This window comes from Alteromonas algae (assembly GCF_049117195.1).
Lineage (GTDB): Bacteria > Pseudomonadota > Gammaproteobacteria > Enterobacterales > Alteromonadaceae > Alteromonas.
Genome location: NZ_CP185260.1, coordinates 2,589,006 through 2,606,690, shown reverse-complemented (window position 1 = coordinate 2,606,690; position 17,685 = coordinate 2,589,006). Strand labels below are relative to the sequence as shown.

The following is a 17,685-nucleotide window of genomic DNA, read 5'->3' as shown; positions in this document are numbered from 1 at the left end:
GTCGAACTGAACACCGCGTTGCTCAAGTCAGAACGGGCAATACACCTTGATAGACAGCCATTGTCATTTAGACTTGCCCGCATTTGACTCTGACTGGCAAGAGGTCGTGTCTCGCGCCGTTCAATCAGGGGTGACACGGCTTCTTATTCCAGGCACGACCAACGCCTCCTCTAAGCAGCAATTTGCGATTCAATCAAAACAGGTTGACGCGCTTCCTATCGATGTCGCACTAGGGTTGCACCCTTACTTTCTGAATACCGAAACGGCATCACTTAGTACGCAGTTATCAATACTCGAACAGGCTGTGGCCTCTCATCGACACCGCATTGTTGCATTGGGGGAAATAGGCCTCGACTGCCATATTCCGCTAGATTTCGCGCTTCAACTGCAGGCGTTTGAGCAACAATTAATGATGGCTACGCAATTTTCGTTACCGGTAATTTTGCATCACAGAAAAAGCCATCATCATATTTTTTCTTCTCTCAAAAATGTAGGGTATACGGGCCGAGGCGTTATTCATGCGTTTTCAGGCAGTATTGAGGTGGCAATGCAGTATATAAATAGAGGGTTTTATATCGGTGTTGGCGGTACCATTACTTATGAAAGAGCGCATAAAACCAGAGAAGCAATTCGTTACCTTTTCAAGCATCACCCTTCTTCACTGCTACTGGAAACCGATTCACCTGATATGCCCATGATGGGCAGGCAAGGGAAGCGAAACGAGCCCGCTCATGTTATTGATGTCGTCACCGCACTTGCGCATTTGGTGGGAAGCACTACGACGACAGTTATTAATAGTACCAATGAAAACTACTATAACTGCTTCTTGCGTTAGCGGGCTTGTTGTTCAATTTTACTTTTTATCCAAGGCCGAAATTTATAAAAACCTCGGGTAAGATATACGCCTATGATCATTGCTAACGTAACAATCAACGCAAGCAATATAACCTGTTTTTCTCGAAGTTCATGAGGTTTCGCAATGAGGGTTGCGGTATCAATATAGGTATGTAGGTACCCGATGTGCTCACCATCATTGTAGATATGATTTACCTGTGTTGTCGGGGGATGCGAAAGGCTTTTTGTTAGCGTTGCGATACTGCTTATACGAGGAAGTGGTGCAAGGTATTGCCCGTTGGTGTCAAACACTGCCATACCAACAATAGCTGGGTCTTCGATAGCAATGTGTAATAGGTCCTCTAATGCCTGTCTATCTTCACCTTTCACGCTCGGCGCAATGATTTCAGCATACTGTTTAGAAATACTATTTCTAGGTTCAACCGTATGGTTCATTACCCACAATTGATTGTATTGCTGAATAAAAACAAATATGCCGATACATAATACCAGCGCAACACTCATCATTATGGTGTGAACAAGGCGTTTTATTGCTGTGTAAAACGTATGTGATACCAGCATGCTGTCTTTAGACTTATGCGTTGTTGTAGGCATTCATGCTCTCGTTGTGTAGCGTAAAGGCATTATAGTAAATGCGTTAAATTTTAACGGGTGTGTTTCAAGATGCGCTTCAATTATGTAGCATACTATCAAATATTGCTTAGAGTTATTTTACGTGACCACCTTTTTTCATCATCTTAATACCAGTGAGTATCACTCAAGCGAGGCGTTGTACTCGTCATTAATAACACACAATGCCCCATCCGAATACCAAGGTCAGGTTCTCACACTTGTCGGACAGGCGCTTACGCCTTTTATAGTATCCAATGTCATACAGGCATTAACAGAGGTGTTCGTCGCGAAGCATATCGCACCACATGCTCTGCACCAAGCGTTTGGCGACGATGTTGTTGTGCTATATGGTGACTGCATAGAAAACGATGAAGCACGTATAAAGTCTCAGTTAGATCATGTTGCTGCGACCTACCATATTGATGTCGGGCTGCAAAAGTCTCAACCAACGCTAGCCGACGGCGGGCTCCTCGTCATGGACATGGACAGCACGGTTATCGCCATCGAATGTATTGACGAAATTGCAAAATTAGCAGGTGTCGGTGAAGAAGTGGCAGACGTAACGGCGCGCGCGATGCGAGGAGAAATTGCATTCAACGAAAGCTTGCATCATCGTGTTGCGTGTTTACAAGGTGTGCCGGTGGCGCATTTGGAGGCCATTCGCAACAGCATTCCTATTATGCCAGGGATTCAACGTTTACTGAGTGTGCTTAAGCAGCATAACTGGAAGCTGGCTATCGCATCGGGAGGCTTCACTTACTTCGCAGACCATCTCAAAGAGCGCTTGGGGCTAGACTTTGCAATATCTAACACGCTTGTGGAAGACAACGGAAAACTCGTAGGTGAAGTTACAGGCGAAGTGGTTAACGCAGAGGTAAAGGCACGTACTGTGCAAGAACTTGCTGCGAAATGGAGCATTGATAAGTCGCAGACTATCGCAATGGGGGATGGCGCAAACGACCTTGTGATGATGGCTGAGTCTGGCTTGGGAGTGGCTTGCCATGCTAAGCCGGTTGTGAACAAACAAGCGGATGTTGCCATACGCTTTGGCGGCTTGCATGCCATGCTGTATTTTTTAAAGTAATAAGTTGCAACCGCTACCGCAACACGCCGCGCCGAACCTTTAGCCTGAACGCCAAGTATCTTCAGGCTAAATGACCGTATTAGTTAACAAGGCGCACAGGCTTCTGTTCTTGCTTGTTTGCGGTAATGGTTTCGATATCAAACCCATAACGAATTAAAACCTCGTCAGTGACATCAACCAGGTGAGCGCACGCTGCGATACTCCAGAGTTGTTTCTCAAGTTCCCTTGCTCGGTGAACCGCATACATACTTACGTAGTTTATTTCTGTTTGCAGCATCGATAAGTCTGGCTTGCCGGTGGTGGTCACCATTACGTGGATTGCAATAAATTGTCCTCGCGTAATGGCCTCGGTGATAAAGCTTTTGCGTTTGCTGTCATCTTCAAACTTATCTGAAAAGCGAGGCAATATGGCAAATCGCGGGTCTTTTTTGGACGCATCAAAAGATACAAATAATTCTTCGCGTATTGGCATGTTTTCAAGTTTGACTTGCTTGATGCCGCTTTGCATAAAGGGCACGTCCAACTTACGATCTCTGAATAAAAACTCGAGGTTTACTTCACGCTCTTTAGCCAAGAAGCTCACGAGCGACAACATGCGAGTGTCTTGTTTTCCCGTCATGCATGCTTTTGGTGTGTAGCGTACGCCATCTTTGCTCAATAAAAATGATATTGAGGTGGCGTTTCTTGCATTAATGCAGCGAAGCGCTTGGCCCATACCTGGAATAGGCTCATCGCCGTCATCCGCCTCAAGATTTTTTTTGTTCTTTTTAATTAACTCTTCAAAAAAGGTACGTGCGCTTTTGCCTTCATCGCCAGGCATTGCTTTTAGATGTAATATGTTTTTATCAACATTATGATAGACCACCTCGTACGTCAGGTTCATTACATCGAAAGTGTTGGTCTTTTCTTGCAGGCGCGGAAAAGCGACCTTAACAGCCCCCTCTAATTCCCCGTGGTATTCCTTATTCAGTTCAATACGCAACCCCAGTCCATGAATGGATATATCCTCACTAATGCCATTATGAACCGTGTCATCGTCTGGGAGCTGCAGTTGAATTTGCGAACGCAGACGGTAGCGAGTCTCTAAGCGTTGCTCTTCATATTTAAACCGGCAAAGCTCAATCGTTGAAGGAGCGCGATTGCGCGGGTGACCAAAAATACGTAAGTGAGTGAGGTTACTTCGATTAAATTTAACATCGTTATACGTTTGTTGCCCTATTACTGACGTTACGTCGGTAACGTGAGCTACATAACTTAGGTTGTTAATCTTTGCCATCAAACGCGCTGCAGGGGGCGTATTTTGTTGCTTGACCTTATTCCCTACTGAATCAGGAATAGATAATGGCGTGTGGGCCTGTTCTGGATACATGTCTGTAAGGGTAAGTTTAAATACGCGCCAGCTTGCTTTTTTAGAGCCAAAACCAAAAAATACATTCTTCAACACGTCTTTTTTCATCAACTCGTCGTAAGAGGCTGAATAAAAATAGACTTTTTCATCTTGTAGATGAGTAAAACTATAAACAAATATTTCGCGGCTACCGTGTGAACGGTTTAACAACGCAGTAAGGCGAGGTTGTGTTAATAAAAAGCTAAGCCTTAATGTATCGGTTTCATCTTGCCAGTAACTAATGGTTTCTCTGTTAACTTCATTGATCATGGCAAAGCGTGCAGTAAAAACGCCTTCTTTTTCGCTAAGGAAAACAGGTAGTGTGGGGCTTCTTGGTGAAAAGTACTGCTCGCATATTTTGCTGGTAATCGCCTCTATAGTGTTGTTCATGTTCACTTTATAGCGGCGTTTATTCCCATGGATAAAGCTTTCAAGAAATTTATCGAAGGCGGCATTCGGCTTATTCATGTCTCGTTGTAGCGCCAAATAAACCACATCATTTTTGTACGATATTTTTACCAGCTTGTACGCAATGCCCTTAGCTTTATCCATGGCAAATTCGTCTTCAAGGCCTCGAAAAAACACCTCAAGTACATCGTCCTTCTTAAAGTGCGTGTCTTTGGTTAATTTTACTTGAAGACCTTCAAGCGAAATATCAACACTTAACCCACGAGTCGATTGATCATATTTATCAATTAACTCAACAGCTACCGCGAAATTCATACGCTCAGTATTGCGTTGTCGGTAGTCGAGCAAGTTAACCGTAGGCACTTTAAACTGCTCTAAAACAACAGAGGACTTTTTGCTTGTGCCTTGCTGTTGCTCCTGTAAGTTTTGTGAATGTAGTTTCTCTTGAATCACCCGGAAGTTGTTTTCGGTATTCTGAACAGCCTCATACACGCCGAAGGTGTAGGCTTTAAAAATGCGGATTTGTTCTTCAAACACTTCAACTGCAACATCGTCCATGTAATGGGTTCTGCCTTCATGGATATACTCCCGGCATTTGCCCGATACGTTGCCCCTAAGGTCGATTGTGCGCAGACACGGCTTAGCAAGACGCTTAACCTCCATTTTAATGAGAAAGCGTTTTTCTTTCGGAACGTCGCCCGCAAGCTGAAGAAGTACCTGATTAAATTCAGGCTCATTCACCATGGGTTTTAGCTGATCGATAACATCAGCGTACTGCTCTAAATCCTGACTCATCTAAATGCGCAAAGTAGTGTTTTGTTATATTGTAGACAGTTTATCGGCAAGTGCATGAAATTGATTAACATTTGATTTTTTACTGAACAAAATGCATGTAATTAACACCATTATTAATCTGATATTGCCAACAACGTTAATGACCGTAATGTATAGTGGTAGAATACGCTTTTTATCAACCGGATAAAACCAAAATATGGCGAAAAGAAAAACCGCATATGTCTGCTCTGACTGTGGTGCAGAATTTCCTCGATGGCAAGGCCAATGCTCTGAATGTAAGGCCTGGAATACCATCAGCGAGTTCGTGGTAAGCTCGCCCAAATCAGCAGTGAAAACCGCTCATAGCGGGTATGCGGGTCAAACCGTAGCTAAAATAGAAACGCTAAATACTATAGATTTAGAAGCACTTCCGCGCTTTAGCTCTACGTTTAAAGAGCTCGACAGGGTGCTTGGGGGGGGCATTGTTCCCGGTGCAGCTATGCTAATTGGCGGGTCGCCAGGTGCAGGTAAAAGTACCTTGTTACTCCAGGTAATGTGCCAAATGGCGCAAACGGAAAGTGCACTATATGTTACCGGTGAAGAGTCGTTGCAGCAGGTTGCTATGCGTGCCAAGCGACTTAATTTACCCGATGACAAGCTTATGATGCTTGCCGAAACGAATGTCGAAACTATTTGTGACCTTGCATTAACCAAAAAACCTCGAATTATGGTCATTGATTCCATTCAGGTTATGCATGTCGCTGAGGTGGCGTCGGCACCAGGCAGTGTATCGCAAGTAAGAGAAAGCGCAGCCTACCTTACACGGTTTGCAAAACAGCATCATATTGCGATGTTTATCGTAGGCCATGTGACAAAAGAAGGGAATTTGGCAGGGCCGAAAGTACTCGAACATTGCATTGATAGTTCAATGATGCTGGAAGGCGACAGCGATGGTCGTTATCGCACACTGCGAAGCCACAAAAATCGTTTTGGCGCAGTAAATGAACTTGGCGTGTTCGCAATGACTGAGCGTGGATTAAAAGAAGTCAATAATCCATCTGCCATATTCCTAAGCCGTGGTGAAAATGAAACACCAGGGTCTAGCGTTATGGTGATTTGGGAAGGAACGCGCCCGCTACTTGTCGAAATTCAAGCATTGGTCGATTACTCGCAAATGTCGAATCCAAGGCGTATTGCCGTTGGGCTTGATCAAAATCGATTGTCGATGCTACTGGCGGTGTTGCACCGTCATGGTAATGTGCAAATGAACGACCAAGATGTTTTTGTGAATGTGGTCGGTGGGGTACGAGTATCCGAAACAAGTGTTGATTTAGCGCTGCTCATGGCCATGATATCGAGTTTTAGAAACCGACCGCTACCACGGGATTTGATTGTATTTGGAGAAGTCGGTTTGGCCGGAGAAATTAGGCCAGTGCCAAATGGAAACGAACGTATTATAGAAGCGGCAAAGCATGGCTTTACGCGTGCTATTGTGCCAAAAGCGAATGCGCCGAAGCAATCGATTAAGGGAATGACGGTTGTGCCGGTCGCTCAGCTTTCTGATGCACTCGATGCGTTAGAATAAACGGCATCTATAAGTGCATTAAGCTCTTTATCATTTAAGTCAGCGTCGTTGCTGTTCAACATGATAAGGCGTCTTAATGCACTAATACTTTCTACGCTCATTGTTGAGACCTTACACCCTAGATTAATCATATCTTCACGACTATCCGTTTGGCGATAAAGTTGTTCGATATACATGATAATCGGCGGGCTATCTTCATTTACTTTAAACTCTGCCACATAGGCATCGTGGCTATCAAAAGGCAGAGCATTGAGGTGTTGCTCATTAGCGCTAAGTTTTATGCCCTGCAGTGACACGTCGGTTATGATCACATCGACCTGCTTATCGCCATGCGACAAGGTTCCATGGACGCGCAGCGGTACGCGGCTGAATTTTCGCTTATCTGACATGATATACCCTATTTACTGCTGATTATAATTAGTGAGTATTAGCGAATATGCGATGCTAATCAATGTTTGGTTTTGTTAAGGTGAATGTCATTACTGTTTGCGCATAAAAAAAGACCCCGAAGGGTCTTTTCAACTATGGCTATTTTGACATGCGTTTGTATTTCAAACGGTGAGGCTCAACGACATCTTGCCCATATTCCGCTTTTAACCATGCTTCGTAATCAGCATAGTTACCTTCAAAGAAGTTGATCTTGCCTTCATCACGGTAATCCATAATGTGAGTCGCGACACGGTCAAGGAACCAACGGTCATGCGAGATAACCATGGCACATCCAGGGAATTCTAGCAGCGCGTTTTCTAGCGCACGTAGCGTTTCAACGTCCAAGTCGTTGGTTGGTTCATCGAGTAATAGCACGTTACCGCCCGCTTTGAGCAATTTCGCTAAATGAACACGGTTGCGCTCACCTCCAGATAAGTCACCCACGAATTTTTGCTGGCTGTTTCCTTTAAAATTGAAACGGCTGCAATAAGCACGGCTATTTATTTCAAAGTTACCAATTCGAATAATATCTTGGTCGTCGGAAATCTCTTTCCACACCGTGTTTTTTTCATCCATGTGGTCGCGGAACTGATCAACGCTGGCAATCTGAACAGACTCCCCGACACTAATTGCACCTGAATCAGGTTGTTCCGCCCCAGTCAGCATTCTAAACAGCGTTGATTTACCCGCGCCGTTAGGCCCAACAATCCCAACAATTGCGCCTTTTGGCACTTTAAAAGAAAGGTCATCAATTAATAAGCGGTCGCCATAAGACTTCTTGAGGTTTTCTACTTCGATGACTTTATCACCCAGTCTTTCGCCTGGTGGAATAAAGAGTTCGTTTGTTTCGTTACGTTTTTGATAGTCGCTTGTAGACATTTCTTCAAAGCGAGTCATACGCGCCTTGCTCTTGGCATGTCGGCCTTTAGGGTTTGAACGAACCCATTCGAGTTCTTGTTTCATGCTTTTTTGGCGTGCAGTTTCAGCGCGTTCTTCTTGCTGTAAACGATTCTCTTTTTGCTCTAGCCAAGAAGAGTAATTGCCTTCCCACGGAATACCTTCACCGCGGTCAAGCTCCAATATCCAACCCGCGACGTTATCAAGGAAGTACCTATCATGGGTAATCGCAACCACAGTACCTTCATAATCGTGTAGGAAGCGCTCTAACCAAGCAACAGATTCCGCATCCAAGTGGTTGGTAGGTTCGTCTAATAACAGCATTTCAGGCTTTTCTAGTAATAGGCGGCACAGTGCTACGCGGCGGCGCTCACCCCCTGATAGTTTACTGACGTCGGCATCCCAAGGCGGCAGACGTAGTGCATCAGCGGCGCGTTCTAATGCGTTTTCTAGATTATGTCCGTCTTTAGCTTGAATAATCGCTTCTAGTTCGCCTTGTTCTTTAGCTAGCGCATCGAAGTCAGCGTCAGGGTCGGCATACGCGGCATAGACTTCATCAATGCGTGTTAATGCATGTTTCACGTCAGCCACGGCTTCTTCTATATTGCCGCGAACATCCTTGGTTTCATCTAGTTGAGGCTCTTGCGACAAGTAACCAATTTTTAAGCCGGGTTGGGGGCGTGCTTCACCTTCAATGTCGGTATCGATACCCGCCATAATACGCAGTAACGTAGACTTACCCGCACCGTTAAGCCCCAGCACACCTATTTTTGCACCTGGAAAAAAGCTGAGTGAGATATTTTTAAGAATTTGGCGGCTCGGGGGAACGATTTTGCCCACCCGATGCATACTATAAACGTATTGAGACATTCTGTGTCCTCGCTGACAAGCGGTATAAAAATAAAGCGTTATTGTACTCGCATCACTATAGTCTGTGCTAGTCCGTTACGCTATACCGATGAATAACTGATGGCTTTTTCGCCACTTATGGTAAAAAGTGCGAATATTGCATCGGTAGACGCTGGGAAATAATGTAAACTTCATGCAATTGACGCATTTTATATTTACAGGTGTTTTTTGGTATGACTGCATTAAACAAACGCACATACACGCTATCAGAGCTGGCTGACCATGTTGGTGGTGAAGTCGAGGGCGACGGAAGCATTACGTTATCGGCTGTTGGCACACTTTCACAGTCGGGCGCGCATCAAATTTCATTTTTAACCAATCCGAAGTATAAAGTTCAACTAAAAGATTCGTCGGCGGGTGCGGTAATCATTCATCCAAATTTAAAGGACGAAGCAATATGCCCTGTATTAGTGACGACTAACCCTCATGCTGCATTTGCTCGAATATCTCAGCTGTTTGATACCACCCCCGTTGTTGCAAGCGGTATTGCGGATACTGCCGTTATTGCCCCATCGGCGCGGTTGGGAAGCGACATTGCGCTAGGTCACAATGTCATCATCGAAGATAACGTCGTCTTGGGCGATCGCGTTACAATTGGCGCCAACACCGTTATTCGACGCGGTACAAAGATTGGTGAAGGAAGCGTTATACATCCCAACGTTACCATTTATAACGATGTCATTATCGGCAAAAGAGTCATGGTGCAGAGTCAAACTGTTATCGGTTCTGCAGGTTTTGGCTATGCTAACGATAAGGGAGTGTGGTTACCTATTCCACAAACCGGTACCGTTCGTATTGGTGATGACAGCCAAATTGGCGCGAACACGAGTATAGACCGTGGCGCGATGGACGATACTATTCTTGGTACCAACGTGATTATCGACAACCAAGTACAAATTGGACATAACTGTATTATCGACGATCATTCTTGTATTTGTGGTTCAACCGGCATTGCAGGAAGCTGTAATATTGGTAAACATGTTGTCGTTGCAGGTGGGGTTGGTATTAATGGCCATATTTCTATCTGTGATAATGTACAGATAACGGGGTATACCATGGTCGTACAAGATATTACCGAGCCAGGCGTTTATTCTTCAGGGCAACCTGCACAGACAAATCTAGCGTGGCGTAAAAATACGGTACGCCTTCAAAAAATAGGCAGTTTATTTGACCGAGTGAAGGCCCTAGAGAAACAGGTCTGATCTCGCTGAAGGGTAGGTGTTACGTTAAACCTACGTCATTTGTCTAAATTTGATGATAAAGCGGTATACAAGCAGTCGAAAATGGCTAGAATATGGCCTCAAATTATCGATGCGACATTGTGCTATACAGCGCCCATATTTACCGCAGTTAAGGAGCCCCCATGTTACCTCGCGAAATGAACATAGCTGACTTTGACCCTGAATTAGCCGATGCGATGGCTAAAGAGGTTAAGCGTCAAGAACATCATATTGAGCTTATTGCTTCTGAAAACTACTGTAGCCCTCGTGTTATGGAAGCTCAGGGTTCACAGCTTACAAATAAATATGCCGAAGGGTATCCTGGCAAGCGTTATTATGGTGGTTGTGAGCATGTTGACGTAGTAGAACAGTTAGCCATTGACCGTGCTAAAGAATTGTTCGGTGCTGATTATGCGAACGTGCAGCCGCACGCTGGTTCACAGGCAAATACTGCTGTGTTTATGGCACTTCTAGACGCTGGCGATACCGTACTAGGTATGAGTTTGTCAGAAGGTGGTCACTTAACTCATGGTTCACATGTAAACTTCTCGGGTAAGACGTATAACGCGGTGCAATACGGGTTAAATAACGAGACCGGCGAAATTGATTACGAGCAAGTTGAAGCGCTAGCAAAAGAGCACAAACCGAAAATGATTATCGGTGGATTCTCTGCATACTCAGGTATCGTAGATTGGGCTCGCTTCCGTGAGATCGCTGACAGCGTTGGTGCCTACCTACTTGTTGATATGGCGCACGTTGCAGGGCTAGTAGCCGCTGGCGTATATCCTAACCCGTTACCACATGCCCATGTTGTCACGACCACAACGCATAAAACGCTCGCTGGCCCTCGAAGCGGTTTGATTTTATCTTCATGTGGTGATGAGACGCTTTATAAGAAGTTTAACAGCTCTGTATTCCCAGGTAATCAAGGTGGTCCGTTGTGCCATGTTATCGCGGCAAAAGCGGTTGCATTTAAAGAGGCACTACAGCCAGAGTTTAAAGAATACCAAAAGCAAGTTGTTGCTAACGCGAAGGCGATGGTGTCGGTAATGCAAGAGCGCGGATACAACATTGTTTCTGGCGGCACAGATAACCACCTGTTTTTACTAGACCTTATCGATAAAGATATTACAGGTAAAGACGCTGATGCAGCGCTAGGCTCTGCAAACATTACTGTTAATAAAAACTCGGTACCTAACGACCCGCGTTCACCGTTTGTGACGAGTGGTCTACGTATCGGTAGCCCTGCAATTACGCGCCGCGGTTTCAAAGAAGCTGAAGCGAAGCAGGTGGCTACATGGATTAGCGATATACTTGACAATATGGGCGATGACGCTGTTATCGAACGTGTTAAGGGCGAAGTGGTTGCACTATGTGAGCAGTTCCCTGTTTACGGTTAATCGCACGCTTTGCGAAATGTTGCATGTGCGTCTACGCTCGCTTTAAAAACAGTATAGATGCACACGCGACCAGTAAGGAAGTTTTATGTTTTGCCCCTTTTGCTCTGCACAAGAAACGAAAGTGATAGACTCTCGCTTAGTGGCTGAGGGGCATCAAGTTCGTCGGCGTAGAGAGTGTATTAATTGTAACGAACGTTTTACTACATTTGAAAGCGCTGAGCTTGTTATGCCACGTGTGATTAAGCGTGATGGTTCAAGAGAACCCTTTAACGAAGACAAGCTAAGGGCTGGTTTGCAGCGTGCACTAGAAAAACGGCCAGTAAGTACCGAAAAGATTGAGCAATGTATTTTATCACTGAAGTCTCAGTTACGCGCTACTGGTGAAAGAGAAGTCAGTAGTGAGTTGCTTGGTAATCTTATTATGAAAGCATTAAAAGAGCTAGATAAGGTCGCCTATGTTAGATTTGCGTCGGTTTATCGTTCATTTGAAGACATTCGAGAGTTTGGCGAAGAAATTGCCAAGCTAGGAGATTAACCACAGGACTTTTAGTGGACCACTCTATCAAAGACGTTGATCACTACTGGATGGCAAAAGCCATTCAACTTGCCCACAAAGGGCGTTTTACCACATCACCGAACCCTCGTGTCGGCTGTATCATTGTTGATGCCGACAATCACGTAGTCGGCCAAGGTTTCCACAAAGAAGCCGGTACCCCCCATGCTGAAGTGCATGCACTTCGCCACGCCAAACACCTTGCTAAAGGTGCAACCGCCTATGTCACGCTTGAACCATGTAGTCATTTTGGTAAAACCCCACCTTGTGCCGACGCACTTATAGATGCGAAAGTAAGCCGCGTTGTTGTGGGAATGACCGACCCTAACCCTCAAGTAAGCGGGCGGGGTATTCAAAAACTACGTGACGCTGGCATTAAGGTGGTTTCTGGCGTTTTAGCAGAACAAGCGGCAGCTCTGAACAAAGGTTTCATCAAGCGCATGGTAAGTGGAAAACCTTATGTGCGAGTGAAGCTAGGCATAAGCCTCGACGGTAAAATAGCGCTTGGCAATGGAAAGAGTCAATGGATAACAGGTCCAATGGCGCGAAAAGACGTACAACAGTATCGAGCGCAAAGTTGTGCGGTATTGACGGGCTCAGGTACGGTAATTGCCGATAACCCAAGTTTGTTGGTAAGGGCTAACGAGGCGCAATTTGATGAGTATCCTATTGATACCTTACGCCAACCGGCAAGAGTGATAGTGGACAGCCAACGACAAGTGGGAAGGCACCATCACTGCTTTAATGATGGGTTTACAACCTACGTAGCATGTAGCCCAGATAAGTTAAGTGAGACTGACACCTTAGATAACACAGGCGATAACCTCATTATTGTGGAAGAACGAGGCGGGCATATCGACCTTTCTCGCTTGTTAGAAAAGCTTGGTGAGATGCAATTTAACGAAATTTGGGTAGAGGCTGGACCTGGGCTTGCGGGGGCACTACTAGCGAATGCAGAAGTTGACGAACTTATTTGCTATCAAGCACCTAAATTACTGGGCGATAAAGGTGTCAGTATGGTGAACTTGCCAACATTTACTTCGCTAGACGAAACTATTTCTCTATCACTTGTTGAAAACCGGCAGGTGGGTAACGATATTAAGCTTATCTATAAGCCGTTAAATGGCTAAACGCCAAAAAGGAAGTGTATGTTCACTGGTATTATTCAAGCACTTGGCAGTATTCAAAAACTCGATAACCGTGGTAATGACATCCGTTTAACGGTTAACTCACCCGCGTTAGACATGACGGATGTTGCTTTAGGTGACAGTATCGCGACCAATGGCGTTTGCTTAACGGTTACGGATATGGGAAGCGACTTTTACTGTGCAGATGTATCTGCGGAAACGATCAAGTTAACGGGCTTTGCTCATTATGGTGTTGGGTCTGTCGTTAACTTAGAGAAAGCAATGCGCCCAACAGACCGTTTCGGCGGGCATATCGTATCTGGTCACGTTGATGGTGTCGGGCACGTTAGCCAAATTATAAAACATACAGACTACGTTGAAATTTGGGTCAAAGCACCTGATGATATTGCCAAATATATTGCGCACAAGGGTAGTATTACCGTAGACGGCGTTAGCTTAACCGTTAATCAAGTTAACGGGGCAGAATTTATGTTGTGGATTATTCCTCATACATTAAAAGAAACAGTATTGGGCACCTACAAAGTAGGTACAGCAGTGAATTTAGAAGTTGATGTTATCGCGCGCTATCTAGAGCGGTTGATGCTTGGAGAGAAAGCGGCGCGTTCTGAGAAGAAAGATATCGACCTGGCATTTCTTGCCGAGAACGGATTTTTAAAAAAATAACCCTACAAGAAGTATAAATTATGGCATTTAACACCACACAAGAAATCATTGAAGATATTCGTCAAGGTAAAATGGTCATCCTGATGGACGATGAAGACCGTGAAAATGAGGGCGACCTTATTATGGCGGCACAGCACGTTACACCCGAAGCGATTAACTTTATGGTGACACATGCCAGAGGTCTCGTATGTCTGCCAATGACGCAAGAGCGTTGTCGACGTCTGAATTTACCCCTTATGGTTGATAAGAATGAAGCGCAGTTTTCAACAAACTTTACGGTGTCGATTGAAGCGGCAACGGGCGTAACAACTGGGATTTCAGCAAGTGACCGTGCGACAACAATAAAAGCGGCAGTGGCCACCGATGCTAAGGCTACTGATATCGTTCAGCCGGGTCATATCTTTCCGCTTATCGCCAAAGAGGGTGGAGTGCTTAACCGTGCAGGCCATACCGAAGCGGGTGTAGATTTACCTCGTCTTGCGGGTTTAGAGCCTGCTGGTGTCATTGTTGAAATTCTTAATGAAGATGGCACCATGGCGCGTCGTCCTGAACTTGAAAAATTTGCTGAAAAACACGACCTTAAGATCGGTACAATCGCAGACCTTATTGAATATCGTAACCTCAACGAGACGACTATTGAAAAAGTTGCTGTATGTTCGTTGCCAACCGAATATGGCGAATTCCAACTTCATACCTTTAAAGACAGTATTGATAACCAACTTCATTACGCGTTGCAAAAAGGTGAAGTGAACGAGTCTGCACCGACATTGGTTCGGGTGCATTTACACAATACATTCAGTGATCTTTTAGGCTCTACCCGCGGTATCAACCGCTCAATGACGCTTGCGCAGGGTATGCAAAAAATCGCTGATGAAGGCGGTGTACTTGTATTATTGGGTAAAGACGAGCAAATTGAGAATCAAGTTCGTCGTTTCGCAGCCGAAGATAGAGGCGAGCGCCCAGCAGGGGCTGATTGGCAAGGCTCTTCGCGTACTGTTGGCGTGGGAAGCCAAATTTTAGCGTCATTGGGTGTCCACCAAATGCGCTTGTTAAGTAAGCCTATCAAGTATCACGCGTTGTCGGGATATGGGTTAGAAGTCGTTGAATACGTTCACGATTAGTGTTTTGTCATGAAGAGGTGTAAACACCTCTTTTTTATATCTTGCTCGTCGCGACGATAGTTAGACGAAAGAGCAGGTAAACAATCGATTTAGTTTGGGCGCAGTTGTGATATACTTCGCGCCGTTTTTTCTGAAGGAATGAAACCATGCAGGTTATTGAAGGTAATATCAGAGCAACAGGTAAGAAGTTTGCTATCGTTGTCTCACGCTTTAACAGTTTTGTTGTTGAAAGTTTACTTGAAGGTGCACTTGATACACTAGAGCGTCACGGTGAAGTAAGTGATGATGATATTACTGTAGTTCGCGTGCCAGGCGCTTACGAGCTACCTGTAGTGGCCAAAAAACTGGCAGAGAAAAAATCATTTGACGCTATTATTGCACTTGGTGCGGTAATCCGTGGTGGCACTCCGCACTTTGATTTTGTTGCAGGTGAGTGTAATAAAGGCCTTGCGCAAGTATCGTTAGAGCATGGTATTCCACTATCGTTTGGCGTAATTACAACAGATTCAATTGAACAAGCAATCGAACGTTCGGGAACTAAAGCCGGTAATAAAGGCTCAGAAGCTGCACTTGGTGCACTTGAAATGGTTAACGTAATCGATGCTGTTGAAAAGCTTTAAGGTAAACATTAAGTGAAAGTTTCAGCTCGTCGTAAAGCCCGTGAACTTGCCCTACAGGGTGTATATTCATGGCAAATGAGTCATAACGATATTCAGCAGGTTGAACTGGCCCTTGCGACCAGTAACGACATGCAGAAAGTCGATATGGCTTATTTTCAGGCGCTGCTTCGTGGTGTTGCAAAAAATGCAAGCCAGTTAGACGCGACAATCAAGCCCTATTTAGGTCGCTTGCCTGAAGAGTTAGACCCTATAGAGAAAGCGATTTTGCGTATAGCAACGCTGGAACTGACAGAAAGAATGGACGTACCCTATCGTGTAATTATTAATGAATCGATTGAACTTGCTAAAGCCTTTGGTGCTGAGGAAAGTCATAAGTTTATTAATGGTTCATTAGACAAAGCAGTTCGTACTTTACGTAAGAACGAGCGCGACTAACCAATAAATTGTGACAGCGGATGTCGCAATTAGGTTTAATGAGTTACCGTGAAAGAATTTGATCTTATCGGCCGATATTTCTCTGATAGCGGCCATAAACGCAAAGATGTTGTTATTGGTATTGGCGATGATTGCGCTGTTACCACCGTTCCAGAAAACCAACAATTAGCTGTGACTACCGATACGTTGGTCGCAGGTGTGCATTTCCTTAAAGATGCGCCCGCTAAGTCGATTGCGTATAAAACCGTTGCGGTAAATCTAAGTGATTTGGCGGCGATGGGGGCTGAGCCCGCATGGATTAGTTTGTCGTTATCATTGCCCGATGCAAGCGAGCAGTGGCTTACCGATTTCGTAGAAGGGCTTCATGAGATTACGCAGTATTATTCTGTGCAGCTTATTGGCGGCGATACGGTAAAAGGGCCTATGGCGATGACTATTACAGCGCAGGGGTTTATTCCACCTGGGTCTGAGCTTACCCGCAGCAAAGCTAAACCTGGTGATTGGGTATATGTCACTGGCTCGTTGGGCGATGCAGGTGCTGGTCTTGATATTCTTCAGAACACCCTCGAGGTAACTGGTGAAGCGAGAGATGTGCTCATTAATCGTCATTACTTTCCAACCCCTCGCGTTGCCGTAGGCACGGCATTACGACGTTTAGCAACATCGTGTATTGATATTTCTGACGGGCTGCTCTCTGACCTTGGACACATTCTTAAATCGTCAGGGTGCGGGGCAAATATTCATGTAGACAGGTTGCCATTATCTCGCGCACTGACGCAGGCCGTGTCGGCTGAAGATGCGATAGAGTACGCCCTATCTGCAGGCGATGACTACGAGCTTCTTTTTACCGCCAGTGAAGAGCAAAAAGGCAGTTTAGAAACATCGCTTAGAAGTACTAATGTAAAAGCGACGTGCATTGGTCAACTTACCGGGCAATCTGGTGCGTTGACACTATTGAAAAACAATGAAAAGTTTGTTCCCAAAATCGTTAAGGGTTATGAGCACTCGTTTTAACAAGTAGAGAAATTATGCAGCCAGAATACCGTTCACGTGTCAGTATGAAAAATCCAGTACATTTTCTGGCATTAGGGTTTGGTAGCGGGTTAATTCCGGTTATGCCAGGCACGTTTGGCTCGCTCGCTGCAATACCCTTGCTTGTAATACTGTCATCTGCTTCAGTGGCTTTGTTTATTGCGGTTACGCTTGTGTGTTCATTGGTAGGTGTTTATCTATGTGGCAAGACCGCAAGAGACATGCAGGTACACGACCATGGCGCCATTGTCTGGGACGAAGTTGCTGGTATGTTGGTTACTTTTTTATTCATCCCCATTAGCCTGCCAACGCTTGTCATTGGATTTATTCTTTTTAGAGTTTTTGACATTCTTAAACCATGGCCCATTGGTATCATTGACAAACGTCTTCATGGTGGCACAGGAATAATGCTTGATGACATTCTCGCAGGCGCCATGGCATGCGGATGCATGCACTTGTTATTTACTTTTTGGCCCGCTGTGTTTAGCCTCTTTTAGCACGCTTTATACAAGCGTAAACCAAAAAGCCCGCATCCAATGATGCGGGCTTTTTG

The 17,685-nt window shown here is 45.1% G+C and carries 17 protein-coding genes; 13 read left to right on the top strand and 4 right to left on the bottom strand.

Translation table 11 applies throughout. From position 1 onward, the window contains the following. Positions 1-46: 46 nt before the first annotated feature. Positions 47-835, top strand: a complete 789-nt coding sequence (locus ACOJRU_RS11720; RefSeq protein ID WP_421131927.1) for a TatD family hydrolase — start codon at positions 47-49, stop codon at positions 833-835. On the opposite strand, the gene ACOJRU_RS11715 is transcribed toward ACOJRU_RS11720, so the two are convergent. Then, the gene (locus ACOJRU_RS11715) at positions 832-1,449 is read right to left on the bottom strand and encodes a hypothetical protein (protein ID WP_421131926.1); all 618 of its coding nucleotides are present in this window, start codon (positions 1,447-1,449) and stop codon (positions 832-834) included. The genes ACOJRU_RS11720 and ACOJRU_RS11715 overlap by 4 nt on opposite strands. Before the next feature lie 121 nt (positions 1,450-1,570). Between ACOJRU_RS11715 and serB the strand changes: the two genes are divergently transcribed. Continuing rightward, positions 1,571-2,551: a phosphoserine phosphatase SerB gene (gene serB / locus ACOJRU_RS11710; protein ID WP_421131925.1), complete on the top strand. Its 981-nt coding sequence runs from the start codon at positions 1,571-1,573 to the stop codon at positions 2,549-2,551. A gap of 79 nt (positions 2,552-2,630) precedes the next feature. On the opposite strand, the gene ACOJRU_RS11705 is transcribed toward serB, so the two are convergent. Then, positions 2,631-5,141 (bottom strand): PilZ domain-containing protein, encoded by a 2,511-nt coding sequence (locus tag ACOJRU_RS11705; protein ID WP_421131924.1) that lies wholly within the window; start codon positions 5,139-5,141, stop codon positions 2,631-2,633. 196 nt (positions 5,142-5,337) lie between these two features. Between ACOJRU_RS11705 and radA the strand changes: the two genes are divergently transcribed. Next, entirely contained in the window at positions 5,338-6,705 is a 1,368-nt protein-coding gene (gene radA, locus ACOJRU_RS11700; RefSeq protein WP_421131923.1) for a DNA repair protein RadA, read from the top strand. Here radA and ACOJRU_RS11695 read toward each other — a convergent pair. Both ACOJRU_RS11695 and ettA read right to left on the bottom strand, forming a co-directional pair. After that, the gene (locus ACOJRU_RS11695; protein ID WP_421131922.1) at positions 6,672-7,094 is read right to left on the bottom strand and encodes a PilZ domain-containing protein; all 423 of its coding nucleotides are present in this window, start codon (positions 7,092-7,094) and stop codon (positions 6,672-6,674) included. The genes radA and ACOJRU_RS11695 overlap by 34 nt on opposite strands. Before the next feature lie 139 nt (positions 7,095-7,233). Next, positions 7,234-8,901, bottom strand: coding sequence for an energy-dependent translational throttle protein EttA (gene ettA, locus ACOJRU_RS11690; RefSeq protein ID WP_421131921.1), 1,668 nt, complete (start codon positions 8,899-8,901; stop codon positions 7,234-7,236). Between the two features lie 212 nt (positions 8,902-9,113). Between ettA and lpxD the strand changes: the two genes are divergently transcribed. The 10 genes from lpxD to ACOJRU_RS11640 all read left to right on the top strand — a co-directional run bounded on the left by lpxD (position 9,114) and on the right by ACOJRU_RS11640 (position 17,629). Further along, positions 9,114-10,142, top strand: coding sequence for a UDP-3-O-(3-hydroxymyristoyl)glucosamine N-acyltransferase (lpxD, locus tag ACOJRU_RS11685; RefSeq protein WP_421131920.1), 1,029 nt, complete (start codon positions 9,114-9,116; stop codon positions 10,140-10,142). Positions 10,143-10,303: 161 nt separating this feature from the next. After that, positions 10,304-11,560: a serine hydroxymethyltransferase gene (gene glyA / locus ACOJRU_RS11680; RefSeq protein ID WP_421131919.1), complete on the top strand. Its 1,257-nt coding sequence runs from the start codon at positions 10,304-10,306 to the stop codon at positions 11,558-11,560. A gap of 85 nt (positions 11,561-11,645) precedes the next feature. Beyond that, positions 11,646-12,095, top strand: a complete 450-nt coding sequence (nrdR, locus tag ACOJRU_RS11675) for a transcriptional regulator NrdR (protein ID WP_421131918.1) — start codon at positions 11,646-11,648, stop codon at positions 12,093-12,095. A gap of 50 nt (positions 12,096-12,145) precedes the next feature. Next, the gene (gene ribD, locus ACOJRU_RS11670; protein ID WP_421134758.1) at positions 12,146-13,243 is read left to right on the top strand and encodes a bifunctional diaminohydroxyphosphoribosylaminopyrimidine deaminase/5-amino-6-(5-phosphoribosylamino)uracil reductase RibD; all 1,098 of its coding nucleotides are present in this window, start codon (positions 12,146-12,148) and stop codon (positions 13,241-13,243) included. An 18-nt stretch (positions 13,244-13,261) separates the two neighbouring features. Then, complete coding sequence (locus ACOJRU_RS11665; RefSeq protein ID WP_421131917.1) at positions 13,262-13,924, top strand: riboflavin synthase; 663 nt, start codon at positions 13,262-13,264, stop codon at positions 13,922-13,924. A gap of 20 nt (positions 13,925-13,944) precedes the next feature. Then, on the top strand, positions 13,945-15,045 hold the full coding sequence (gene ribBA / locus ACOJRU_RS11660) for a bifunctional 3,4-dihydroxy-2-butanone-4-phosphate synthase/GTP cyclohydrolase II (protein ID WP_421131916.1): 1,101 nt from the start codon (positions 13,945-13,947) through the stop codon (positions 15,043-15,045). 146 nt (positions 15,046-15,191) lie between these two features. Then, on the top strand, positions 15,192-15,665 hold the full coding sequence (gene ribE / locus ACOJRU_RS11655; RefSeq protein WP_421131915.1) for a 6,7-dimethyl-8-ribityllumazine synthase: 474 nt from the start codon (positions 15,192-15,194) through the stop codon (positions 15,663-15,665). A 12-nt stretch (positions 15,666-15,677) separates the two neighbouring features. Beyond that, positions 15,678-16,100: a transcription antitermination factor NusB gene (nusB, locus tag ACOJRU_RS11650; protein ID WP_421131914.1), complete on the top strand. Its 423-nt coding sequence runs from the start codon at positions 15,678-15,680 to the stop codon at positions 16,098-16,100. Positions 16,101-16,148: 48 nt separating this feature from the next. Then, positions 16,149-17,114: a thiamine-phosphate kinase gene (gene thiL, locus ACOJRU_RS11645; protein WP_421131913.1), complete on the top strand. Its 966-nt coding sequence runs from the start codon at positions 16,149-16,151 to the stop codon at positions 17,112-17,114. Between the two features lie 14 nt (positions 17,115-17,128). Next, positions 17,129-17,629 carry a phosphatidylglycerophosphatase A gene (locus ACOJRU_RS11640; RefSeq protein WP_421131912.1) on the top strand — a complete coding sequence of 167 codons (501 nt, stop codon included), beginning with the start codon at positions 17,129-17,131 and terminating at the stop codon, positions 17,627-17,629. Positions 17,630-17,685: the final 56 nt, after the last annotated feature.

Bases quoted from the DNA above. Each gene is read 5' to 3' on its own strand.
- ACOJRU_RS11715 (WP_421131926.1), bottom strand. From the start codon at position 1,449: ATGCCTACAACAACGCATAAGTCTAAAGACAGCATGCTGGTATCACAT.
- ACOJRU_RS11705 (WP_421131924.1), bottom strand. From the start codon at position 5,141: ATGAGTCAGGATTTAGAGCAGTACGCTGATGTTATCGATCAGCTAAAA.
- radA (WP_421131923.1), top strand. From the start codon at position 5,338: ATGGCGAAAAGAAAAACCGCATATGTCTGCTCTGACTGTGGTGCAGAA.
- ACOJRU_RS11695 (WP_421131922.1), bottom strand. From the start codon at position 7,094: ATGTCAGATAAGCGAAAATTCAGCCGCGTACCGCTGCGCGTCCATGGA.
- ettA (WP_421131921.1), bottom strand. From the start codon at position 8,901: ATGTCTCAATACGTTTATAGTATGCATCGGGTGGGCAAAATCGTTCCC.
- lpxD (WP_421131920.1), top strand. From the start codon at position 9,114: ATGACTGCATTAAACAAACGCACATACACGCTATCAGAGCTGGCTGAC.
- glyA (WP_421131919.1), top strand. From the start codon at position 10,304: ATGTTACCTCGCGAAATGAACATAGCTGACTTTGACCCTGAATTAGCC.
- nrdR (WP_421131918.1), top strand. From the start codon at position 11,646: ATGTTTTGCCCCTTTTGCTCTGCACAAGAAACGAAAGTGATAGACTCT.
- ribD (WP_421134758.1), top strand. From the start codon at position 12,146: ATGGCAAAAGCCATTCAACTTGCCCACAAAGGGCGTTTTACCACATCA.
- ACOJRU_RS11665 (WP_421131917.1), top strand. From the start codon at position 13,262: ATGTTCACTGGTATTATTCAAGCACTTGGCAGTATTCAAAAACTCGAT.
- ribBA (WP_421131916.1), top strand. From the start codon at position 13,945: ATGGCATTTAACACCACACAAGAAATCATTGAAGATATTCGTCAAGGT.
- ribE (WP_421131915.1), top strand. From the start codon at position 15,192: ATGCAGGTTATTGAAGGTAATATCAGAGCAACAGGTAAGAAGTTTGCT.
- ACOJRU_RS11640 (WP_421131912.1), top strand. From the start codon at position 17,129: ATGCAGCCAGAATACCGTTCACGTGTCAGTATGAAAAATCCAGTACAT.